Origin of the sequence: Allobosea sp. UC22_33 (assembly GCF_042700715.1) — a bacterium.
GTDB lineage: Bacteria > Pseudomonadota > Alphaproteobacteria > Rhizobiales > Beijerinckiaceae > Allobosea.
This window is the reverse complement of the sequence record NZ_CP170556.1, coordinates 742,101-763,157: the sequence shown is the minus strand read 5'-3', so window position 1 is coordinate 763,157 and position 21,057 is coordinate 742,101. Positions and strand designations below refer to the sequence as shown.

General features: G+C 67.4%; 18 protein-coding genes. 8 read left to right on the top strand and 10 right to left on the bottom strand.

Features of this window, described 5'->3' with window-relative positions; translation table 11 throughout:
* Positions 1 to 96: 96 nt before the first annotated feature.
* The gene (locus tag ACFJGT_RS03560) at positions 97 to 1,662 is read right to left on the bottom strand and encodes a trehalose-6-phosphate synthase (RefSeq protein WP_377845939.1); all 1,566 of its coding nucleotides are present in this window, start codon (positions 1,660 to 1,662) and stop codon (positions 97 to 99) included.
* 289 nt (positions 1,663 to 1,951) lie between these two features.
* On the opposite strand from ACFJGT_RS03560, the gene otsB reads away from it, so the two are divergent.
* Both otsB and ACFJGT_RS03550 read left to right on the top strand, forming a co-directional pair.
* A complete protein-coding gene (gene otsB, locus ACFJGT_RS03555) occupies positions 1,952 to 2,743 on the top strand; it encodes a trehalose-phosphatase (RefSeq protein ID WP_377848911.1) in 792 nt (263 codons plus the stop codon).
* Between the two features lie 3 nt (positions 2,744 to 2,746).
* Positions 2,747 to 4,588 carry a glycoside hydrolase family 15 protein gene (locus tag ACFJGT_RS03550; protein ID WP_377845937.1) on the top strand — a complete coding sequence of 614 codons (1,842 nt, stop codon included), beginning with the start codon at positions 2,747 to 2,749 and terminating at the stop codon, positions 4,586 to 4,588.
* A 27-nt stretch (positions 4,589 to 4,615) separates the two neighbouring features.
* Here ACFJGT_RS03550 and ACFJGT_RS03545 read toward each other — a convergent pair whose 3' ends face one another.
* Positions 4,616 to 4,837 (bottom strand): hypothetical protein, encoded by a 222-nt coding sequence (locus ACFJGT_RS03545; RefSeq protein WP_377845935.1) that lies wholly within the window; start codon positions 4,835 to 4,837, stop codon positions 4,616 to 4,618.
* Positions 4,838 to 4,941: 104 nt separating this feature from the next.
* Here ACFJGT_RS03545 and ACFJGT_RS03540 point away from each other — a divergent pair, with 104 nt between their 5' ends.
* A complete protein-coding gene (locus ACFJGT_RS03540) occupies positions 4,942 to 5,523 on the top strand; it encodes a TetR/AcrR family transcriptional regulator (protein WP_377845933.1) in 582 nt (193 codons plus the stop codon).
* Positions 5,524 to 5,530: 7 nt separating this feature from the next.
* Here the strand turns inward: ACFJGT_RS03540 and ACFJGT_RS03535 are convergent, their stop codons facing one another.
* From ACFJGT_RS03535 to ACFJGT_RS03515, 5 genes are all read right to left on the bottom strand, one after another.
* A complete protein-coding gene (locus ACFJGT_RS03535; RefSeq protein ID WP_377845931.1) occupies positions 5,531 to 6,739 on the bottom strand; it encodes a M20 family metallopeptidase in 1,209 nt (402 codons plus the stop codon).
* 118 nt (positions 6,740 to 6,857) lie between these two features.
* A complete protein-coding gene (locus tag ACFJGT_RS03530) occupies positions 6,858 to 9,626 on the bottom strand; it encodes a tetratricopeptide repeat protein (RefSeq protein ID WP_377845929.1) in 2,769 nt (922 codons plus the stop codon).
* Positions 9,627 to 9,729: 103 nt separating this feature from the next.
* The gene (locus tag ACFJGT_RS03525) at positions 9,730 to 10,269 is read right to left on the bottom strand and encodes a chromate transporter (RefSeq protein ID WP_377845928.1); all 540 of its coding nucleotides are present in this window, start codon (positions 10,267 to 10,269) and stop codon (positions 9,730 to 9,732) included.
* Positions 10,269 to 10,835: a chromate transporter gene (locus ACFJGT_RS03520; protein ID WP_377845926.1), complete on the bottom strand. Its 567-nt coding sequence runs from the start codon at positions 10,833 to 10,835 to the stop codon at positions 10,269 to 10,271. The genes ACFJGT_RS03525 and ACFJGT_RS03520 overlap by 1 nt, the downstream gene beginning before the upstream one ends.
* 9 nt (positions 10,836 to 10,844) lie before the next feature.
* A complete protein-coding gene (locus tag ACFJGT_RS03515) occupies positions 10,845 to 11,477 on the bottom strand; it encodes a LysE family translocator (protein ID WP_377845924.1) in 633 nt (210 codons plus the stop codon).
* 172 nt (positions 11,478 to 11,649) lie between these two features.
* Here ACFJGT_RS03515 and ACFJGT_RS03510 point away from each other — a divergent pair, with 172 nt between their 5' ends.
* Positions 11,650 to 12,207, top strand: coding sequence for a GNAT family acetyltransferase (locus ACFJGT_RS03510; RefSeq protein ID WP_377845922.1), 558 nt, complete (start codon positions 11,650 to 11,652; stop codon positions 12,205 to 12,207).
* On the opposite strand, the gene ACFJGT_RS03505 is transcribed toward ACFJGT_RS03510, so the two are convergent.
* The 3 genes from ACFJGT_RS03505 to ACFJGT_RS03495 form a co-directional block, all read right to left on the bottom strand.
* The gene (locus tag ACFJGT_RS03505) at positions 12,204 to 12,710 is read right to left on the bottom strand and encodes a DinB family protein (RefSeq protein ID WP_377845921.1); all 507 of its coding nucleotides are present in this window, start codon (positions 12,708 to 12,710) and stop codon (positions 12,204 to 12,206) included. The two genes, ACFJGT_RS03510 and ACFJGT_RS03505, sit on opposite strands and share 4 nt — an antisense overlap.
* Positions 12,711 to 12,723: 13 nt before the next feature.
* Entirely contained in the window at positions 12,724 to 13,947 is a 1,224-nt protein-coding gene (locus tag ACFJGT_RS03500) for an NAD(P)/FAD-dependent oxidoreductase (RefSeq protein WP_377845920.1), read from the bottom strand.
* A gap of 93 nt (positions 13,948 to 14,040) precedes the next feature.
* A complete protein-coding gene (locus ACFJGT_RS03495; protein WP_377845918.1) occupies positions 14,041 to 14,955 on the bottom strand; it encodes a LysR family transcriptional regulator in 915 nt (304 codons plus the stop codon).
* Positions 14,956 to 15,107: 152 nt separating this feature from the next.
* Here ACFJGT_RS03495 and ACFJGT_RS03490 point away from each other — a divergent pair, with 152 nt between their 5' ends.
* The 4 genes from ACFJGT_RS03490 to ACFJGT_RS03475 all read left to right on the top strand — a co-directional run bounded on the left by ACFJGT_RS03490 (position 15,108) and on the right by ACFJGT_RS03475 (position 21,022).
* Positions 15,108 to 16,628: an aldehyde dehydrogenase family protein gene (locus ACFJGT_RS03490; RefSeq protein ID WP_377845916.1), complete on the top strand. Its 1,521-nt coding sequence runs from the start codon at positions 15,108 to 15,110 to the stop codon at positions 16,626 to 16,628.
* 195 nt (positions 16,629 to 16,823) lie between these two features.
* On the top strand, positions 16,824 to 18,020 hold the full coding sequence (locus ACFJGT_RS03485) for an acyl-CoA dehydrogenase (RefSeq protein WP_377845914.1): 1,197 nt from the start codon (positions 16,824 to 16,826) through the stop codon (positions 18,018 to 18,020).
* Between the two features lie 139 nt (positions 18,021 to 18,159).
* Positions 18,160 to 19,353: a CaiB/BaiF CoA transferase family protein gene (locus tag ACFJGT_RS03480; RefSeq protein WP_377845912.1), complete on the top strand. Its 1,194-nt coding sequence runs from the start codon at positions 18,160 to 18,162 to the stop codon at positions 19,351 to 19,353.
* Positions 19,346 to 21,022 (top strand): thiamine pyrophosphate-binding protein, encoded by a 1,677-nt coding sequence (locus ACFJGT_RS03475; RefSeq protein WP_377845910.1) that lies wholly within the window; start codon positions 19,346 to 19,348, stop codon positions 21,020 to 21,022. The genes ACFJGT_RS03480 and ACFJGT_RS03475 overlap by 8 nt, the downstream gene beginning before the upstream one ends.
* Positions 21,023 to 21,057 lie beyond the last annotated feature (35 nt).

The window sequence follows — 21,057 nt, the reverse complement described above, 5'->3', positions numbered from 1 at the left end:
TCTAGCGACCAAAGACCTTATTCGGCAAGGGCCGCGAAGGGGGCAGGCAGCATCCCCCCAAGATTTCAGCCGTTTTCCTGACCTAAGTGCAAAGTCTCAAGGTCGCACCAAGGCGAGATGAGAGCCCTTGCCAGCACTCCGCTTGCCGCGGGTTCCTGCCGACATCTTGCGTACAGCGACGTCCGGGGGCGCCGATGACGCGGCCGATGCCTCGCCCCGCCCTGCCCGTCGCACGCCCCGGCGCGGCTCATTATGCGGTTCGCCTGCGACCGAAGTGTCTTTGGCGGCGCCCTCTCCCGCAAGCGCGGCAAGATACTGGCGGGTCCACCAGTCGATATCGGTGCCGGCAATGACCGCATAGAGCCGCTCGAAACGGCGGATACGCTCCGCCTTCGGCATTGCGAGCGCCGTGCGGATCGCCTCCGCCACCTCATGGGAATCGAAGGGATTGACGATCAGCGCCTCGCCCATCTGCTGGGCGGCCCCGGCGAAGCGCGAGAGCACGAGCACGCCGGGATCGGCCGGGTCCTGCGCCGCGATATATTCCTTGGCGACGAGGTTCATCCCGTCGCGCATCGGCGTGACCAGCCCGACCTGGGCGCGGCGGTAGAAGCCGGCCAGCGCCTTGCGCGAATAGGCCTTCTTGACCACGCGGATCGGCGTCCAGTCGAATTCGCCGAGCTGGGCGTTGAGGCGCCCGGCGACCTCGTCGGACTGGCGGTCGAGCTCGGCATATTCCGGCACGTCGCTGCGCGAAGGCGGCGCGATCTGCAACAGGCTGACCCGGCCGCGATCCTCGGGGTGGTTGCGCAGGAACTCGCCGAAGGCCTCCAGCCGCTGCACGATGCCCTTGGAATAATCGAGCCGGTCGACGCCGATGACGAGCTTGCGCTCGCCGAGCGATTCCTGCGTCGCCCGCAAAGGCGTCGTCGCCTTGCGGACGGACGCGGCGGCGAGTTTCCGGAAGCCCTCGACATCGATGCCGATCGGGAAGGCCTGCACCGCGGTCTCGCGCGCGCCCAGCCGAACGCGCCTGCCATCGGAGCGGGCGCCGCAGAGCGAAACCAGCCCGCCGATCAGGTTGCGGGCATCGACCTCGGTCTGCATGCCGACGAGATCGTAGGCGGCCATGGTGCGGATCAGCGTCGCGCTGAAGGGCAAGGCGCCGATGACCTCGGCTGCCGGCCATGGAATGTGATGGAAATAGCCGATGCGGTTGGTGACGCCACGCCGACGCAGCTCCGCCGCCAGAGGGATCAGATGGTAGTCGTGGATCCAGATCAGGTCGTCGGGCTTGATCAGCGCGGCAAGCGCCCGGGCGAAGCGGCGGTTGACGCCGAGATAGCCCATGTAGTCGCTGCGCTGGAACTCGGTCAGGCCGAGGCGGTAATGCATCAGCGGCCAGAGCGCCCGGTTCGAGAAGCCGAGATAGTAACTCTGGCGCTCCGCCTCGCTGAGATCGGTCACGGCATAGGTGACATTGCCCTGCTCGACCTGCCTGACCTGCGCCGGCGCGCCCTCGCTCACCGCCCCGCTCCAGCCGAACCAGAGGCCGCCGCGCTGCTCCAGCGCCTCGCGCAAGGCGACTGCCAGCCCCCCAGCCATCACCTTTTCATGGCGATCGGGAATCGTTACGCGATTGGAAACGACGACAAGACGCATAGAGCAGCATTCTCCGGCAGGGCCGCCCGCATTTCGCCATCGGCGGCAGGAACAGAACGCTTCCGAAAGCGTAATGTTTCCGAGGTGCGGACGCGGTCACATGGCAGCCCTGTGGCAGCCGTGCGGTGAAATCGCGACTGCCATGGTAGGCTTTCGACAGATCGAGGCAACCCCTCGGGCCCAATTTTCGACGAAGCCATGGCCAACCGATCAATCAGAAAAGGATATCATTGGCCGGACGGCCGCTCTTCTGCCGCCTTCTCTGCCCAGATACGAAATGATGACGACTTTGATCGAACCCGATATTGCCGCACGGCCCCATGAGATCGCTTCCCCGGATCGCGAAATCGCTCTGTTTTTGGATTTCGACGGAACCCTCGTGGAAATCGCGCCCTCGCCGGAGGACGTACATCTCGACCGGCGCGTGGCGGCGGCGCTGACGACGCTGCGCGCGCAGCTCGGCGGCGCGCTGGCGCTGGTCTCGGGCCGGCCGATCGCCTTTCTCGACGGCGTGCTGGCGCCGCACCGCTTCGATATCGCCGGGCTGCATGGCGCCCAGATCCGCGTCGACGACGAAATCCGCTCGCAGGCCGATACGCACGAGGGGATGCGCGCGGCCCTGCGCGACCTCGTCCGCTTCGCCAACAGCCATGTCGGCATCATCGTCGAGGACAAGCGCATTTCCGTCGCCCTGCACTGGCGCCTCGCGCCCGCGCTGGAGGACGAGGCCCTCGCGCTGATGCGCGCCATCGCCAAGCGGATGGGGCCGGGCATGCGCCTGCAGGAAGGAAAAGCCGTTGCCGAGCTGGTTCCGGCCGGCGCCAGCAAGGGCAGCGCCATCGCCTGGCTGATGGCGACCCCGGTCTATGCCGGCCGGCAGCCCGTCTTCATCGGCGACGACATCACCGACGAGGACGGTTTCGAGGCGGTCAACGCGATGGGCGGCGTCTCCGTCCGCATCGGCGCCGACCGCGAGAGCCATGCGACCTGCCGGCTCGCCTCGCCGACGGCGCTGCGCCATATCCTTCTCGAAGCCGCCGAAAGCGGCCGCCTCTCCGCTTCAAGCTTCAAGCAGGATTGATCCATGACTGTAACGACCTCGACCGCGGGGCAGCACTCCGCCTCGCTCGACCTCGGCGTGATCGGTAACTGCTCCATCGCCGCCCTCATCGACCGCCGCGCCCGCATCGTCTGGGGCTGCTTCCCACGCTTCGACCGCGACCCCGTGTTCTGCTCGCTGATCGACAACCGGGCCGAGGACGGCGATGCCGAGCCCGAGAAGGGCGTCTTCGCCATCGAGCTCGTCGGCATGACGCGGTGCGAGCAGAGCTATCTCGACAACACCGCGATCCTGTCCTCCGTGCTCTCCGACGACCAGGGCAATGCGATCGAGATCCTCGATTTCGCGCCGCGCTTCGTGCGCTACGAGCGCTTCTTCCGGCCGCCGCAGCTCGTCCGGCGGGTCCGGCGCGTTTCCGGGCGGCCGCGCATCCGCGTGCTGGTCAAGCCCTGCCTCGGCATCGGCGAGGAACCGGACGAGATGACGCGCGGCTCCAACCATGTCCGCTTCGTCGGCGCCGACCAGACGATCCGCCTGACCACCAACGCGCCGCTTTCCTATGTCGTTGAAGGCACGCCCTTCGCGGTGGACCAGGCCTATTCCTTCTTCATCGGCTCGGACGAGGCCCTGCGCGCCGAGATCGAGACGACCTCGCGCGAGTTCCTCGACAAGACCACCGACTATTGGCGCGACTGGGTGCGCTCGCTCTCGGTGCCCTTCGAATATCAGCGGGAGGTGATCCGGGCCGCGATCACACTGAAGCTCTGCTCCTTCGAGGAAACCGGCGCGATCGTCGCTGCGTTGACGACCTCGATCCCGGAGGCGCCGGGCACGCAGCGCAACTGGGATTATCGCTATTGCTGGCTGCGCGACGCCTATTTCGTCGTACACGCGCTGAACCGGCTCGGCACGACGCGGACGATGGAGGATTATCTCGGCTTCATCACCAATATCGTCGACACCTTCACCGAAAGCGGGGCCGAGCATCTGCCGCCGCTCTACCCGATCACGCGCGGCGGCACGCTGGACGAGTTCGAGGCGAGCAATCTCTCAGGCTATCGCGGGCACAAGCCGGTGCGGTTCGGCAACGGTGCGGCGACGCAGATCCAGAACGACGGCTACGGAGCCGTCGTGCTGGCGGCGACGCATTCCTTCTTCGACCGGCGTCTGATCCAGCCGGGCAAGGAGGCCTTGTTCGGACAGCTCGAACGCATGGGCGAGCTCGCCATCGCCTATTTCGACAAGCCCGATGCCGGTCCCTGGGAACTGCGCGAGAAGGAGGCGGTGCATTCCTTCTCCAGCGTGATGTGCTGGGCCGCTTGCGACCGGCTCGCCCGCATCGCCGGCACGCTCGGGCGCGCCGACCGCAAGGAATACTGGAAGGGCGAGGCCAAGCGCCTGAAGAACACCATCGCCGAGCAGATCTGGAACGAGACGAAGGGCCATTTCGTCTCGACCTTCGGCGGCGAGGACCTCGACGCCACCCTGCTTCTGCTGGCCGAGCTCGGCTTCGTCAAAGCCGACGATGCCCGCTTCGTCGCCACCGTCGAGGCCATCGGCCGCGATCTCAAGCGCGGCGACCTCCTGCTGCGCTACGCCACGCAGGACGATTTCGGATACATGCATACCGGCTTCCTGATCTGCGCCTTCTGGTATGTCGATGCGCTGAATGCGATCGGCCGCCGGGACGAGGCGAAGGAGCTGTTCGAGCGCGTCTTGAAGCGCCGCAACAGCTTCGGGTTGCTCTCGGAGGATGCCGATCTCAAGACCGGCGAGCTCTGGGGCAATTTCCCGCAGACCTATTCCCATGTCGGCCTGATCAACTGCGCGATGCGGCTGAGCCGCGATTGGGAAGAGGCGTTCTGAGACGACCCGCTTCACGCGGTAGCCCGCTTAGCGCGGGGCACCGAAGCGGAAGGCGATCGGGATCACCCCGTAGACCATCGCCACAACCATGGGCGGCACGGCCAGCGCCGTGACGCCAAAGATCGGCCAGCCCGCGGTGAAGGGCGCCAGCGCGGCCAGCACGAGATTGATCGCGGCATACGCACCGACGATTGCGACCATCAGGAAGCGCAGGCGTGAGCCGAGGCGCGACAAGAATGAAAGAGCCATCGGGCATCTCCATATAACGAAACGTTCCGTTTCTATTTGTTGATCTAAACGGCCCGTTTCGTTATGTCAAGAAGCGAGACGATGGATTGGCGAGGTTCGAGCGAGTGGAAACGAAACCGAAGCGCCGGGCCTCGATCGGGGCTCGCCGCAGCCCCGACACGGAAGCCGCGGTGAAGGCAGCGGCGCGCGAATTGCTGGCTGAGAAGGGCTATGCCGGCTTCTCGATCGAGGAGGTCGCGCGCCGTGCGGGCGCCGGCAAGCCGACGATCTATCGCTGGTGGCCGAACAAGGCCGACCTGTTCATCGCGATCTACGGAGCGAACAAGGATGCCGCCATCCCCGTGCCGGACGAGGGCTCCCTGCGCGCCGATCTGTTGCGCTATACGCGGGATCTCTGGCGCTTCTGGCGTGAGGATACGGCCGGGCGCGTCTTCAAGGGACTGATCGCGGAAGCGCAGACCAGCGACAGCGCGCTCGCCGCGCTGCGCTTCAAGTTCATGCCGGAACGGCTGGCGGCCCCCCGGGAGATGTTCGTGCGCGCGGCCGGGCGCGGCGAATTCGCGCCCGAAGAGGTCGACGACCGGCTGGAATTATGGGTTGCCTTCAACTGGTTGCACGCGCTGACCGACCGGCTGAGCGAGGACGAGCCCTCGCTCAGCCGCAAGATCGAGCTGCTCTGCCGCTAGCGACCGGTTATTCCACCCTGGCGGCAGCCCGCATCACGGCGAGCGCCAGCGTCTGTGCGGCGGGGACGATGCTCTCGACCTCCAGGAACTCGTCCGGCGTATGGGCCATGCCGCCGATCGGGCCGACGCTGCACAAAGTCGGCGTGCCCTGCGCGGCCGTGAAGCCGGAATCGGCGCAGCCGCCGGTGAATTCCGCGGTGACGCCGATGCCGAAGGCGGAAGCCGCCTCGCGATAGGTGTCGTAGAGCGCGGCCGAGTCCGAGGAGCGCTCCAGCGGCAGGAATTCGCCCTTGATCGACAGCACGGCGCTGGTGCCGGCGACCTCGGGCGTCTCGATGATCGCCTTGATCTTGCTGACCATCTCGTCGCGCTGCGCGGCGGTGACATAACGCAGGTCGATCTCGCACCAGGCGCTGGGCGCGATGGTGTTGACGGTCTGGCCGCCGCCGATCAGGCCGACATTGACGGTGATGCCCTTCTCCAGATCGGTGAGGCCCTGGAGCTTCGGAATCTTGTGGCCGAGATCGACGATGGCCGAGGCGCCCTTCTCGTAATTCGCACCGGAATGGGCCGGCTTGCCGGTGAATTCGGCGCGCATGAAGACGCCGCCCTTGCGGCCGCTGGTGACCGACTGCCTGTGGTCCTTCGCGAAATCAGTACCGGCCGGCAGGCGGCTGGGCTCAGCATTGAAGACGCAGCGCGACTCGCGCGCCGCCGCCTCGATGACCGGACGCGAGGACGGCGAGCCAATCTCCTCGTCGCTGGTCGTCAGCATCAGGAGCGGTGCGGCAAGGCCACCGCATTCGGCGAAGGCTGCGGCGACGAAGGCCGAGATCATCACGCCCGCCTTCATGTCGGCGACGCCCGGCCCATAGGCGCGCGAGCCCTTGATGGTGAAGGGCCGGCGCGTCGGCTCGCCCTGCGGGAAGACGGTGTCGCGATGGCCGAGCAGCATGACCGGGCGCTGGTCGTTGGCCGTCGGGTTGGGCAGGCGCGCCCGGACGGCGTCACCGAAGCGGCTGTCCGGCACGATCTCGACCTCGAGCCCGTTCGCCTTGTGGAAGCGCGCGACGACATTGCCCGCCCGGTCGACGCCGGCCTTGTCGTAGGAGCCCGAGTCGGTGTCGACCAGCTCGCGCAGCAGCGCGACCATGCCTTCCTTGCGGCTCGCCAGCCACTCGGTGACCTTCTTCTCCTCGGGGGTCAGGGCGCTCATCGCTTCACTCGCATTCGTTCCGGATGGGACAATGCGGGCGAGCTTAGCGCCATTGCCGCGAGCGGCAATGGCGGGAGGTGGCGGCCATGCCATTCATGCGATGCATGCCGCGCCCCGCTTATTTCGGCGCCGCCATCCGCCGGATCAGCGCGTCGCGGGCCGCGCGGGCCGCATCGCGGGTGGCTTCATCGGATGGCGCGCGCGCCGGCTGCTCCAGTGCCTTGGCGTAATAGCCGAGCGCGAGCTGATCCGAGGCGATCCCGGCATAGAGATCACCCAACCGCTTATTGGCCTGGAGCGAGGCTTCGGGCCGTGCCGCTGCGGCCTCGAAGGCGCCGATCGCTCCCGGCACGTCGCCCAGCTTGGCCTTGAGTTCCGCACGCGCGAGCAGCAGGCGCGGATCGCCTGCCTTCACGGCGATCGCCGTCTCGATATCGGCGAGCGCGGCGGTCGCATCGCCCTGCCCGAGCCGGGCATCGCTGCGCAGCAGAAGAGCCTCGGCATCATTCGGCGCAGCCGCGAGCCGGGCGGTCGCATCCTCCACCGCTTCAGGAAAACGCCCGAGGCCGAGCCTCGCTTTGGCGCGCAACAGCGCCAGGTCCGCTTCCGGCGAAGGCGCGGCCAGTGCAGCCGTGGCGAAGCGCTCCGCCGCGGCCGCATCCCCGGTCGCGAGATTGATGCGAGCGGCGAGCGCCTGCCAGCGCGGCTCGTCCGGTTCGATCCGCAAGGCCATGGCGATATCGGTCAGGGCCGCCGGATTGTCGGAGCGCAGGTTCAGCGCCGCCCGCTCGGCATAGGCGCGCGCCCGGTCCGGCGCCCGCCTGATGGCCTCGGCGAGATCGCCGCGGGCCGCATTGACCCGGTTGAGCTGCACGCGGGCGATGCCGCGCCAGAGGAAGAGATCGGCGACATGGCCCGGCGTCATGCCGGAGGTCCGGGCTCGGAAGGGAATCGGCGCGATATCGTCGATGACCTTGCTCAAATCCGTTTCCGCGTCGAGCGCATCGCCCAATCGAGCCGCAACGAGTCCACGCACGGCCTGCGCTCCGGCGTTGAAGCGGTTATCGGCAAGGGCCGCGGCGGCCAGCTCCCGAGCGGTCGCCGCATCGCCACGGGCCAGCGCAACGCGCGCCCGCAGGGCCTGCTCGGCATAGGCGCCGGGCAAGCGCCTGGTCCGCCAGTCGTCGAGAACGGTGACGGCCTCGTCGAGCCCGCCGGTTTCAATGAGCGCGACGACGAGATCATCCTCGCCCTGCAGCCCTTCAGGCACGTCCGTCGGGAGGCGCGCCTTTTCGCGCAAATCCTCCAGCGCCTGAGCGGGCTTGCCGGCCATGAGCAAGGCGCTTGCGCGGTCCGCGCGATAGAACCGTGCCGTTGGATCGCTTGCGACGAGTTCGGTGAGGTCGGCAACCGCCGCCTCGTAATTCCCCCTGCCCTGGGAGACAGAGGCGCGCGCCAGCATCGCCCGCGCCCAGATTTCCTTGTCGGCGCCGGAGCGCCGAACCGCGCTATCGGCATCGGCCCAAGCGCGATCGAACGGCGTCAGATCTTTGCCGTAGCGGTAATCCGCCAGATGGGCGTAGGCGCGGGCAAGCGTGGCGGGCAGGTAGTCTGGCGCCGCAGCGACGGCCAGATCGAAATCGCCCATCCGGCTGTCGAAGGGCCGAGCGTTGGCGCGTTGGATCAGCCTGTCCGCCTTGTCCTGTGGCGTGGCAGCCGTTTCGACGAGACGGTCGCAGCTCTGCATGCGCAAGGGATCGTCACGCGTCGCACAGCGCTTCTTCAGCTCGGCCTCATCGAGATCGGCGACGACGATCGGCTTCGGCTTGTCGAACGCGGCGACGCGCGCCGCATGGCGCTCCCGCGAGGCGATGTCATAGGCCATTTTCGCGTCGGTCCGCGCCGCGGAGCGGGCGAGGATGGCGCGGGCGCCGGGCTGATCGCCCGAAGCGAGCAGGATGTCCGCCTTCAGTTCATGGGCGTCGAACAGGCCGGGATCGAGCTCGATCGCCTTGTCGGCATCGACTGTTGCGGCGGCGACATCCTTCATCGCGAATTTCACCGCCCCGCGCGTCGCATGAGCCCGCCCGGAGCGGGGCTGAGCCTCGGCGACCACCTCGGCATCGGCAAGAGCCTCGGGCCATTCGCGCCGCGCCAATCGCGCCCGGGCCCGGATCTCGATCAGGTCGACCTGCTTCGGGAAGGCGACAAGTCCCTCGGTCGCCTCCTTCGCGACGGCTTCGAACAGGCCGAGATAGTACAGGCTGCGGGCGCGGGTGATGAAGGTCTCGGAGGTGCGGAAACCGCCCTCGCGCCCCTTGTCGATATGCGCGACCGCGTCGGTATAGCGGCCGGTGGCATAGGCGAGCAGGCCGAGGAGATAGTCGCTGCGCGGATGCTGCTTCTGCCAGAACAGGCCCTTGCGCAGATCCTCGCCAGCGCCGGCGAAATCATACTGCATCAGCCTGAGATAGCCGCGATTGGCGTGGTTGTCCGGATCGAAGGGATCATTTTCGATGGCCGCGGTGAAGTCCGCCATCGCTCCGTCACGGTTGCCGAGCGTGAAGCGGACGCGGCCACGATCCCGGTAGAGCGCCGCGAAATTCGGCGCGAGAGCCAGCGCTTCCGAGTAGTCCTTCTCCGCCTCGGCCGGACGGCCGAGCGCCAACTGGGTGTGGCCGCGCGCGACATGGGCCATCGCCTTGACCTTGCGATCGGGGCGGCCCTTCAGGATGGCGTTGCAGGCGGCGAGCCCCTTCTCGGTGCGGTCATCCTTGCAGAGCGCCACCGTCTCGGCCTTCTGAGCCTGGGCCGTCTGCGAGCCGAGCATGGCGAGCATCGGCAGCAGGAGGACAAGGAACGCCATCCGCGAGAGCAAGCATGCCATGCCGACCTCCCTGACAACGTCCCCAGAGTGACGTTGCGAGAGCGTAGCATGGCGGCGGGGGTAGCGTCATGCCGTCCCACGAATGAACGACCCGGCGCCGTGGTCAGACGATGCCGACGGACCAGGCGAGGACATAGGCCAATGTGCCGATCGCCATCGGTACGAGCGGGTTGACCTTCGAGCGATAGGTCACGAGCGCGGTCGCTGCCGTGATCGCATAGCCGACGATGCCGGCATCGGCCGCGAGCGTCGCGACCACGCCGCTCGCCAGCATCAGGCCGAGCGCGATCGGCACCAGCGCGAGCGTCATGATCCGGACCACGCGGCTGCCGCCGAAGCGCTGCAGGCCGCGGCTGGAGGCGAGTGCCAGCAGACAGGAGGGCAGCAAGAGCGCCGCCGTCGCCACCAGCAGACCGGCCGTACCGGCGACATGCCAGCCGATAATGCTGCCGAGCATGATGTTGGGGCCGGGCGCCGTCTGCGCGATGGCGAAGAGCCGGGCGAAGGTCGGCGCATCCATCCAGCCGAGGATATCGACGACCTGACGATGGATCTCCGGCACCACGGCATTGGCGCCACCGATGGCCATCAGGGAGATCGTGCCGAAGGTGACGATGAGCTGGAAGAAGACGCCGCGCTCCATCAGACCCGCCGAGCGCCCAGCGTCGCCGCGACCAAGCCGAGCGGCACGAGCACCAGCAGGGTCGGCAGCATGGGCAGCCGCAGCACACCGACCGCGACGAAAGCGGCCGCGGCCATCAGCCAGGCCCAGCGCGCAAGGCCGGCCTTCGTCAGGAGCCGGAGCGCAGTGCCCAGGATGAGCCCGGCGGCGCTGGCGGCCGCGCCGGTCAGGGCAGTCTGCGCCAGTGGATGACCGGAGACGGCATCATAGCCATTCGCGAGCGCAACCAGGCAGAGCAGCGGCATCGCCATCAGCGCGAAGACGCAGGTCAGCGCGCCGATTCCGCCGCGGAAGCGATCGCCCAGCATCACCGCCGCATTGACGGTGTTGGCGCCGGGCAAGGCCTGGCAAATGCCCATCAGTTCGGCATAGGCGCGATCGTCGAGCCAGTTGCGCTCGGCGACGATGATGTGGCGCGCCACAGGCCCGACGCCGCCGAAGCCCATCAGGCCGATCTTGAGGAAGCCGGTGAACAGGTCCGGCAGGCTCGGCCGCGGGGTTTCCGATGCGGTCTCTAAGCTCGACATCGCGGCTTGCTAGCGCCGCGATTCCATCGCCATGCGCAGCGCGAAGCCGGCCAGCACCGTCCCCATCAGCCAGCGCTGCACCAGCGACCAGAAAGGTCGCGTTTTCAGGAACAGCGCGATGCTGCCGGCCGCCGTCGCGATCAGGGCGTTGACGCTGCCGCTGATCGCGATCTGGACGAAGCCGAGCACGACCGACTGGGAAAGCACGTTGCCGGCGGCCGGATCGATGAATTGCGGCAGCAGCGCGAGGTAGAACATCGCGATCTTCGGATTGAGCAGGCTGGTCAGGAAGCCCATGGCGAAGAGCTTGCGCGGCCCGTCATGGGGCAAATCGCGGACATGGAAGGGCGAGCTGCCGCCCGGCCGCACCGCCTGCCAGGCGAGCCAGAGCAGATAGGCCGCGCCGCCGAGCCGGAGCACGTCATAGGCATAGGGCACGGCGAAAAGCAGCGCGGTGATGCCGAAGGCCGCACAGAACATGTAGACGAAGAAGCCAAGGATGACGCCGCCGAGCGAGATCAGGCCGGCGCCTCTGCCCTGCGCGATCGAGCGCGAGATCAGGTAGATCATGTTGGGGCCGGGCGTCAGCACCATGCCGAGCGCGATCAGCGAGAAGGTGATGAGGGTCGTCGTCTCGGGCATGCGAAGCGCTCCGGCGGAACTCAGCGCTTGGACCATGGATCGCGAGAACCGGCAATCGGCTGTGTCATGGGAGCGGCCATGCAAGCCTCGCTGCACCGGCAGCCCAGCCCCACCGCAACGGAACCCATCGGCCCATAGGCGGTTGTCGCCTGCAAGCGCATTGGGGGGAAACATGACGCTGTTCAGCAGGCTGCTCTACACCATCATCTCCATCGCGTTGCTTGGCGCCTCCATCGTGCTGATCGGCGTCGCGGTCTGGCGCACGTCGAACGGCTTCTGGACCGGCGACGGCGCGCTCGACACCATGCTGGACGCGATCGGTCTCGTGATCATCGCGGTCGCCGTCGCCGATGTCGGCAAGTTCCTGTACGAGGAGGAGGTCGTCGCCGATCGCGAGATGCGCCGCCCGGCCGAGGCGCGGGGATCGCTGACCAAGTTCATGTCGATCATGATCGTGGCGCTCTCGCTGGAATCGCTGGTGCTGATCGCCAAGACCTCGCGCGAGACGATGGGGGATGTCGTCTACCCCGCCCTGCTGATGCTGCTCGCCGTGCTGGCCTTGGTCGGGCTCGGGCTGTTCCAGAAGCTCAGCCAGAACGCGACGGCGGCCGTGCCGCCCGATCGGGAGGAGGATGAGGAAGACGAAATCGATGATCGCCCGATCGCAGCCAGCAAACCGCCCGCGCGCGCCAGACGCCGGAATTCCTCGCCTGTTGCAGGCCCTGCCTAGCGCGGCTCATCGACCAAAAAGAGATCGGTATCATCAGGCTTCGCGCCCGCCGCCGTGAGCATGGCGTGGATCTGGCCGCGGTGATGGGTCTGGTGGTTGAAGAAATGCGCGATCACGAAGCCGCGCGGCCTGCCCATCTCGCGGCCGGCCGCGCCCGAATACCAGATCAGCGTCCCGCGCAGCCAATCGGCCGTGACCTTGTCCGCCCAATCGAGAATGAACTGGTCGCGCTGGCGCCGGCGCGCGCAGAACTGCGCCCACCCTTCGAAATAAGCAGCCGAATCGCGCCCGCCGACGGAGGGCTTCTCGCTGCCGGCGAGGCGGCTGAGCCAGGTCTCGTCGGCCCAGAGGAGATGGTTGAAGGTGCCGTGGATCGACTTGAAGAAGGCGCCGCGATCGAGCTTGCGCGCCTCGTCGGTCAGGCCGTCCGCCGCCGCTATCAGGCTGCGGTTCTGCCACGCATTGTAGCGGGCCATGGTCTGGACGAAAGCGGGATCGACCATGGCGGCCTCCTCGTCAGATGACGTTGGCCTCCTTGAGCGGCCGGTTCGCAACGATGCGCTCGTGGCCGAGATCGGCAAGGTCGAGCGAGCGATAGCGGCCATGCGCGATATGCTCGGCAAGGCCGCGGCCCACCGCCGGCGATTGCTGCAGGCCGTGGCCGGAGAAGCCGTTGGCGAGATAGAGATTGGGCAGGCCGACGGCCGGGCCGATGATGGCGTTATGGTCGAGCCCGCACATGTCGTAGGGTCCCGCCCAGGCGCGGCCGGGCTTGATCTGCTCGAAAGCCGGGATGCGGGTTGCGAGCGAAGGCCAGACCACCTCCTCGAAGAAGCCCCAGTCGACATCCTCGGCCGCGGGATTGTTCTCGAGCCATTCGACGTCCTGCTCCGGCGTCAGGGGCGAGCAACTGCCGATGAAGAGCTGGCCCTCCGCCGTGCGCTTGCCCTCCTGCCGGCACCAGGCGCCGGTCGTGTCGATCAGGAGCGGGCAGCCATCGACATCGCCCTTGCAGGTGAAGGTGAAGACATAGCGCTTCATCGACTTCACCGGGATATCAATCCCCGCCGTCGCGGCGAGCTTCGCGCCATGGGTGCCGCTGGCATTGACCACCGCGCTGCAGGCGATGCGGCTGCCGTCGGCGAGCTCGACGGCCGTGACCCGGCCGCCTTCCGTGACATAGCGGGCAACCTCGCCCTGCCGGTATTGGACGCCGAGGCTGCGCGCCTTCTTGCGAAAGGCCTGGAGCAGCGCCCAGCCGTCGAACCAGCCCTCGCCGCTGACGCCGAAGGTGCCGCAGGCGAGATCCTCGGTATTGAGCCAGGGGAAGCGCTGCTTCAGCGTGGCGGGATCGTAGAGGGCGATATCGGCGCCCTCGGCGGCCTGGAGCTTCTGGTTGGCTTCGAGGATCGGCGCGCCGGCTTCGCTGGCGAGATAGAGATAGCCGCCCTCGTGCAGATCGATAGCGGGCACGTCGCCATCGACCGCGAGGTGCTGGCCGATATTGCGCAGGAAATCGACGCCGAAGAGCGAGATGCGGATATTCACCGCGCTCGAAAACTGCTGCCGGATCGAGGCGGCGGAAAGCGCCGAGGCCGAGAAGCGATAGGTCGGGTCCTTCTCGATCACCACGACCTTGCCAGTGAAGCCGGGATCGGCGGCAAGATGATAGGCGACGGAGGAGCCGATCGCGGCGCCCCCGCAGATCACGACATCGGCGCTTTCGGAGACGGGCGGCATGGCAGGCCTCGCGCAGCCGGCTTCGCTGGGAAAGCCGGGTTGGTGAATTTCGCGCATGAATGAACGAGCACGAAGCGCTTGTCGAGAGGCGCCTCAATTAGCCGGGGCGCATTCCCCGAGGAGCCAGTCACGGAAAGCGATGACTGTCGGCAGATTGGCCTTCTCCTCGGGATAGACGAGATAGTAGCCTTCCTTGCCGGTTACCGGTCGATCGATCGGGATGACCAGCGAGCCGGAGCGCAATTCCTCTTCAACCAGGAAGCGCGGCACGATGGCCAAGCCCAGCCCTGCCACCGCCGCCTGCGCGATCATGGCGAACTGCTCGAAGCGCGGCCCCATCAAGGCCCGCTCCGGCGCCAGACCCTGCTGCTCCAGCCAATTCGCCCAGGCGCGCGGCCGGGTCGATTGCTGCAACAGCGGCGCGCGCAACATGTCTGCCGCTTCCGTGATGCCGACGCGCGCCAGCAGGGAGGGCGCGGCTACGGGCACCACCTCCTCGCCCATCAGGCGATGGAGCCGCGCGCCCGGCCAGTTCTCCGCACCGAAATGCACGGCGGCATCGACCTGCTCGCGGGCGAAATCGAAAGGCACCAACCGCGTCGTGAAATTGATGGTGATGCCGGGATGCGCCTCGGTGAAGCGCGGCAGGCGCGGGATCAGCCAGCGCGTGCCGAAGGTCGGCAAGGTCGCGAGATTGAGCACGCCGGCGGCACCGCGAAAGGCCATGGCGGAGACAGTCGCGGCCGCGAGTCGGGACAGGCCGTCACGGATATCGTTGGCATAGGCCGCGCCCGCCGCCGTCAGGCTGACGCGCTTCTTGACGCGCTCGAACAGGCTGACGCCCAGTGCCTTTTCGAGATGCGCGACCTGCCGGCTGACCGCGCCCTGCGTCAGGTTCAGTTCCTCCGCCGCACGCGTGAAGCTGCCATGCCGGGCCGCGGCCTCGAAGGCGGCGAGCGCGGAGAGCGAGGGCACCGACAAGCGGCCGGGAACGAGCGCATCATCCATGATAAAATCTCATCAAGTGGTGAGAACATATCGGTTGCCGTCGCGCCATGAAAGAGGGCATTCTGCCGGCCTCAAGCGCGGCGGCCTCCGGTTCCCGCGCTTTTACGTCATGCGCCCTTGGGCACCCGCTCGCGACCGCTGGAAGACTAAAGATGGCCACATCCCTGCCGAAAGACACGCTCGCCCTGCTCAAGCGCCTCGGCGTCTCCGAGAGCGCCTATGCCGATGCCGGCCTTTCGGCCCGCTCGCCGATCACCGGCGAGACCGTGACCACGCTGCGCGAGACCACTCCGGGCGAAGCCGAGGCCGCGATCGGCCGGGCCCAATCCGCCTATCTCGCCTGGCGCAAGGTGCCGGCCCCGCGCCGCGGCGAGTTCGTCCGCCTGCTCGGCGAGGAGTTGCGCGCCGCCAAGACCGATCTCGGCCTGCTGGTGACGCTCGAAGCCGGCAAGGTGACCTCCGAGGGCCTCGGCGAGGTCCAGGAGATGATCGACATCTGCGACTTCGCCGTCGGCCTGTCGCGCCAGCTCTACGGCTTGACCATCGCCACCGAGCGCCCGAACCATCGCATGATGGAGACCTGGCACCCGATCGGCATCTGCGGCGTGATCTCGGCCTTCAACTTCCCGGTCGCGGTCTGGTCGTGGAACGCGGCGCTCGCCTTCGTCTGCGGCGACAGCGTCGTCTGGAAGCCCTCCGAGAAGACCCCGCTCACCGCACTCGCCGTGCAGGCCATCGTCGAGAAGACGATGAAGCGCTTCGGCCCCGAGGCCCCGATCGGCCTTTCCGAGGTCCTGATCGGCGGCCGCGAGCTCGGCGACATCCTGGTCCAGGATCATCGCGTCCCGGTCGTCTCGGCCACCGGCTCGACCCGCATGGGCAAGGAAGTCGGCCAGAAGCTGGCGGCTCGCTTCGCGCGCGCCATCCTGGAGCTCGGCGGCAACAATGCCGCGATCGTCGCTCCCTCGGCCGATCTCGACATCGCGCTGCGCGGCATCGCCTTCGCGGCGATGGGAACCGCCGGCCAGCGCTGCACCACGTTACGCCGCCTGATCGTGCATGAAAGCGTCTATGACGCGCTCGTGCCGAAGCTCGCCAAGGTCTACGGCTCGGTGAAGATCGGGGATCCGCGCGAGGCCGGCGTCCTGGTCGGCCCGCTGGTCGACGAGGCCGCCTATCAGGGCATGCAGAAGGCGCTGTCCGAGGCCAAGGCCGAGGGCGGCAAGGTCCATGGCGGCGAGAAGGTCGATGTCGGTTCCGGCGGCTTCTATGTCCGTCCGGCACTGGTCGAGATGCCCAAGCAGTGCGGCCCGGTCGAGCGCGAGACCTTCGCGCCCATCCTCTATGTGATGAAGTACAAGTCCATCGACGAGGCGATCTCGATCCAGAACGCGGTCGGCGCCGGCCTGTCCTCCTCGATCTTCACGCTCAACATGCGCGAGGCCGAGCTCTTCGTCTCCGACGAGGGTTCCGACTGCGGCATCGCCAACGTCAATATCGGCCCCTCGGGCGCCGAGATCGGCGGCGCGTTCGGCGGCGAGAAGGAGACGGGCGGCGGCCGCGAGGCCGGCTCCGACGCCTGGAAGGCCTATATGCGCCGCGCCACCAACACCGTGAACTACGGCACCACGCTGCCGCTGGCGCAGGGCGTCAGCTTCGACCTGGACGCGTGACCGGTCGATAGGAAACACTGCCGTCATTCCGGGGCGCCGCGTGAGCGGCGAGCCCGGAATCCAGAACCGACGCCCTCCCCGAGAGGGACAAACCGATCCACTGATCTGGATTCTGTTCCGCGGTTCTGGATTCCGGGCTCTTCGCTCCGCGAAGCCCCGAAATGACGGTTCTGGAATCTGAGGGAGACGAACACCATGGCCGGCAGCCACAAGCTCGCGAAGTTCACCTGGGACGATGCCTATCTGCTCGACGAGCAGCTGAACGAGGACGAGCGGCTGATCCGCGACACGGCCCGCGCCTATGCGCAGGAGAAGCTCGCACCGCGTATCCATGACGCCTATCTCGACGAGAAGACCGACCGCTCGATCTTCAACGAGATGGGCGAGCTCGGCCTGCTCGGCGTGACCGTCCCCGAGGAGTACGGCTGCGCCGGCGCCAATTACGTCTCCTACGGGCTCGTCGCCCGCGAGGTCGAGCGCATAGACTCGGGCTATCGCTCGATGATGTCGGTGCAGTCCTCCCTCGTGATGTTCCCGATCTATGCCTATGGCAGCGAGGAGCAGCGCAAGAAGTACCTGCCCAAGCTCGGCTCGGGCGAATGGGTCGGCTGCTTCGGCCTGACCGAGCCGGATGCCGGCTCCGATCCCGGCGGGATGAAGACCCGCGCCGAGAAGGTCGCCGACGGCTATAAGCTGACGGGATCCAAGATGTGGATCTCGAATTCGCCGATCGCCGACGTCTTCGTCGTCTGGGCGAAATCATCAGCGCATGACAACCAGATCCGCGGCTTCATCCTCGAAAAGGGCATGAAGGGTCTCTCCGCGCCGAAGATCGGCGGCAAGCTTTCGCTCCGCGCCTCGATCACCGGCGAGGTTGTCATGGACGGCGTCATCGTTCCCGAAGAGAACCTGCTGCCGAACGTCTCGGGCCTGTCGGGTCCGTTCGGCTGCCTCAACCGCGCCCGCTATGGCATCTCCTGGGGCGTGATGGGCGCCGCCGAGGATTGCTTCCACCGCGCCCGCCAGTACGGGCTCGACCGCAAGCAGTTCAACAAGCCGCTCGCCCAGACGCAGCTCTACCAGAAGAAGCTCGCGGACATGCTGACCGAGATCACGCTCGGCCTGCAGGGTTCGTTGCGCGTCGGGCGCCTGCTCGACGACGGTAAGATGGCCCCGGAGATGATCTCGCTGGTCAAGCGCAACAATTGCGGCAAGGCGCTCGACATCGCCCGCCAGGCCCGCGACATGCACGGCGGCAACGGCATCCAGATCGAGTATCATGTGATGCGCCACGCCGCGAACCTCGAGACGGTGAACACCTATGAGGGTACGCATGACGTTCATGCGCTGATCCTTGGCCGGGCGATCACCGGCCTGCAGGCGTTCTTCTGAGCCCTTCCGACACCCTCCGCGTCATCCCGGGCGACCGCAGGTCGACCCGGGATCCATGCCAGAGCATCGCCGATCAGCGTTCAGGCATGGATCCCGGCTCTGCGCTTCGCTCCGGCCGGGATGACGGCGCGGATATACGATGATGTCTCAATCCCCTCCCCTCGCCGGCCTGCGCGTTCTCGAACTGGCGCGCATCCTTGCAGGTCCCTGGATCGGCCAGTTGTTGGCCGATCTCGGCGCCGATGTCGTCAAGGTCGAGGCGCCGGAAGGCGACGATACCCGCAAATGGGGCCCTCCCTTCGTCGAGGGCACTGGCGACGAGCATCTCTCCGCCGCCTATTTCCACGCCGCCAATCGCGGCAAGCGTTCGATCACCGCCGATTTCCGCACGCCGCAGGGGCAGGCACTGGTCCGGCAGCTCGCCGCCCATGCCGATGTCGTGATCGAGAACTTCAAGGTCGGCGGCCTCTCGAAATACGGGCTTGATGCGGCCTCGTTGCGCAAGGAGTTCCCGCGCCTCGTCTATTGCTCGGTCACCGGCTTCGGGCAGGACGGCCCCTACGCGCCGCGCGCCGGCTACGACTTCCTAGTGCAGGGCATGGGCGGGGCGATGTCGATCACCGGCGAGCCGGCGGGTGCACCGATGAAGGCGGGCTATGCCGTCGCGGACATCTATACCGGGCTCTATGCCACGGTCGGCATCCTCTCGGCCCTGCGCCAGCGCGACGCCACCGGCGAAGGCGCGACGCTCGACCTCGCCCTGCTCGACTCGCAGGTCGCGGTGCTCGGCAACCAGGCGATGAACTATCTCGTCGGCGGCAACCCGCCGCCGCGGCTCGGCAACGCGCATCCGAACATCGTGCCCTATGACGTGTTCCCGGTCGCGGACGGCCATATCATCATCGCGACCGGCAATGACGGGCAGTGGCGCAAGCTCTGCGAAGTGCTGGGCGAGCCGGCGCTGGCCGACCATCCCGATTACCTCGACAACAAGTCGCGCGTGAAGAACCGCGTCGCACTGACGGAGCGTCTGCACCTGCTCTGCCAGCGCTATGCCAAGCTCGATCTGCTGGCCGCGCTGGAGAAGGTCGGCGTGCCCGCCGGCCCTATCAACGATATCGCCGAGGTCTTCGCCGACCCGCAGATCGTCGCGCGCGGCGTCAGGGTCGACCTGCCGAGCGCAGCGGCGAAGGCGGGCAGCATTCCGACCGTCGCCTCGCCGATCGTCATGAACGGCGTGCGGCAGGTGGCGGGACGTCCGAGCCCAAGGCTCGGCGAACATACCGACGACATCTTGAACGACCCGGCCTGGGGAGGGCCGCAGCATGGCTAATCGCACTGGCGGGCAGATCCTCGTCGACCAGCTTCTGATCCACGGCGCCACCGACGCCTTCTGCGTGCCGGGCGAGAGCTATCTCGCCGTGCTCGACGCGCTGCACGACGCCTCGATGAAGGTCACCATCTGCCGGGCCGAGGGCGGCGCCTGCATGATGGCCGAAGCCGCCGGCAAGCTCACAGGCAAGCCCGGCATCTGCTTCGTCACGCGCGGCCCCGGCGCCACCAATGCCTCGCCCGGCGTCCATATCGCCGACCAGGACTCGACGCCGCTCATCCTCTTCGTCGGCCAGATCGACGGCAGCATGCGCGAGCGCGAAGCCTTCCAGGAGCTCGACTACCGCGCCGTGTTCGGCACGATGACGAAATGGGCGACCGAGATCGACGATGCCGCGCGCATCCCGGAGATCATCAGCCGCGCCTTCCATGTCGCGACCTCGGGCCGGCCGGGCCCGGTCGTGATCGCGCTGCCCGAGGACGTGCTGACGGACCTCGCGGATGTCGCTGATGCCGAGCCCTATCAGGTTACGGAGCAGCACCCTGCCCCGGCGCAGATGGCCGATCTCGCCCAGCGCTTCGCAGCGGCCAAGTCGCCGATCGCGATCCTCGGCGGCTCGCGCTGGAGCCCGGAAGCGATCGCCGATTTCCAGGCCTTCGCCGAGCGTTTCGACCTGCCGGTCGCGGTCTCGTTCCGCCGGCAGATGCTGTTCCCGGCCGATCATCCGAACTTCGCCGGGGATCTCGGCATCGGCCCGAATCCGAAGCTGCTCGCCCGGATCAAGGAGAGCGACCTCGTCCTGCTGGTCGGCGGGCGCCTGTCGGAAATGCCGAGCCAGTCCTACACGCTGTTCGGCATTCCCAATCCGGGCCGGCCGCTGGTGCATGTCCATGCCGATCCGGAAGAGCTCGGCCGGGTCTATCGGCCGACGCTGGCGATCAACGCTTCGCCGGCCGGCTTCTGCGCCGCGCTCAAGACGATCGAGCCGCCGAAGGCTCCGGCCTGGAAGGGCGCCGGTGCGGCCGCGCATGAAGCCTATATCGCCTGGAGCGAGCAGCCGGCGCCCGTGCCCGGCGAGTTCCACCCCGGCGAGATGGTGCGCTGGCTGCGCAGCCAGCTCCCCGACGACGCCATCCTCTGCAATGGCGCCGGCAATTACGCGACCTGGGTGCACCGCTTCCACCGCTTCAACAAATTCGCGACGCAGCTCGCCCCGACCTGCGGCTCGATGGGCTATGGCGTGCCGGCTGCGATCGGCGCCAAGCGGATCTTCCCGGAGCGCACCGTCATCGCCTTTGCGGGCGACGGCTGCTTCCTGATGAACGGCCAGGATTTCGCGACGGCCGTGCAATACGATCTGCCCGTCATCGTCGTCGTGGTCGATAACGGCATGTACGGCACGATCCGCATGCATCAAGAGCGCGAATATCCCGGCCGCGTCTCGGCGACGACGCTGAAGAACCCCGACTTCGCGGCTTATGCCAAGGCCTTCGGCGGCCATGGCGAGCGCGTCGAGAAGACCTCGGAGTTCGCGCCGGCCTTCGAACGCGCGGTGAAGAGCGGCAAGCCGGCGATCATCCACTGCCTGCTCGACCCCGAGGCGATCACCCCGGCGAAGTCGCTCTCGACGATCCGGGCCGAGGCTTTCGCGGCGCAAGCCAAAAAGTAAACGTCCCGGACGAGCATCTTAACCTCGTCCGTGAA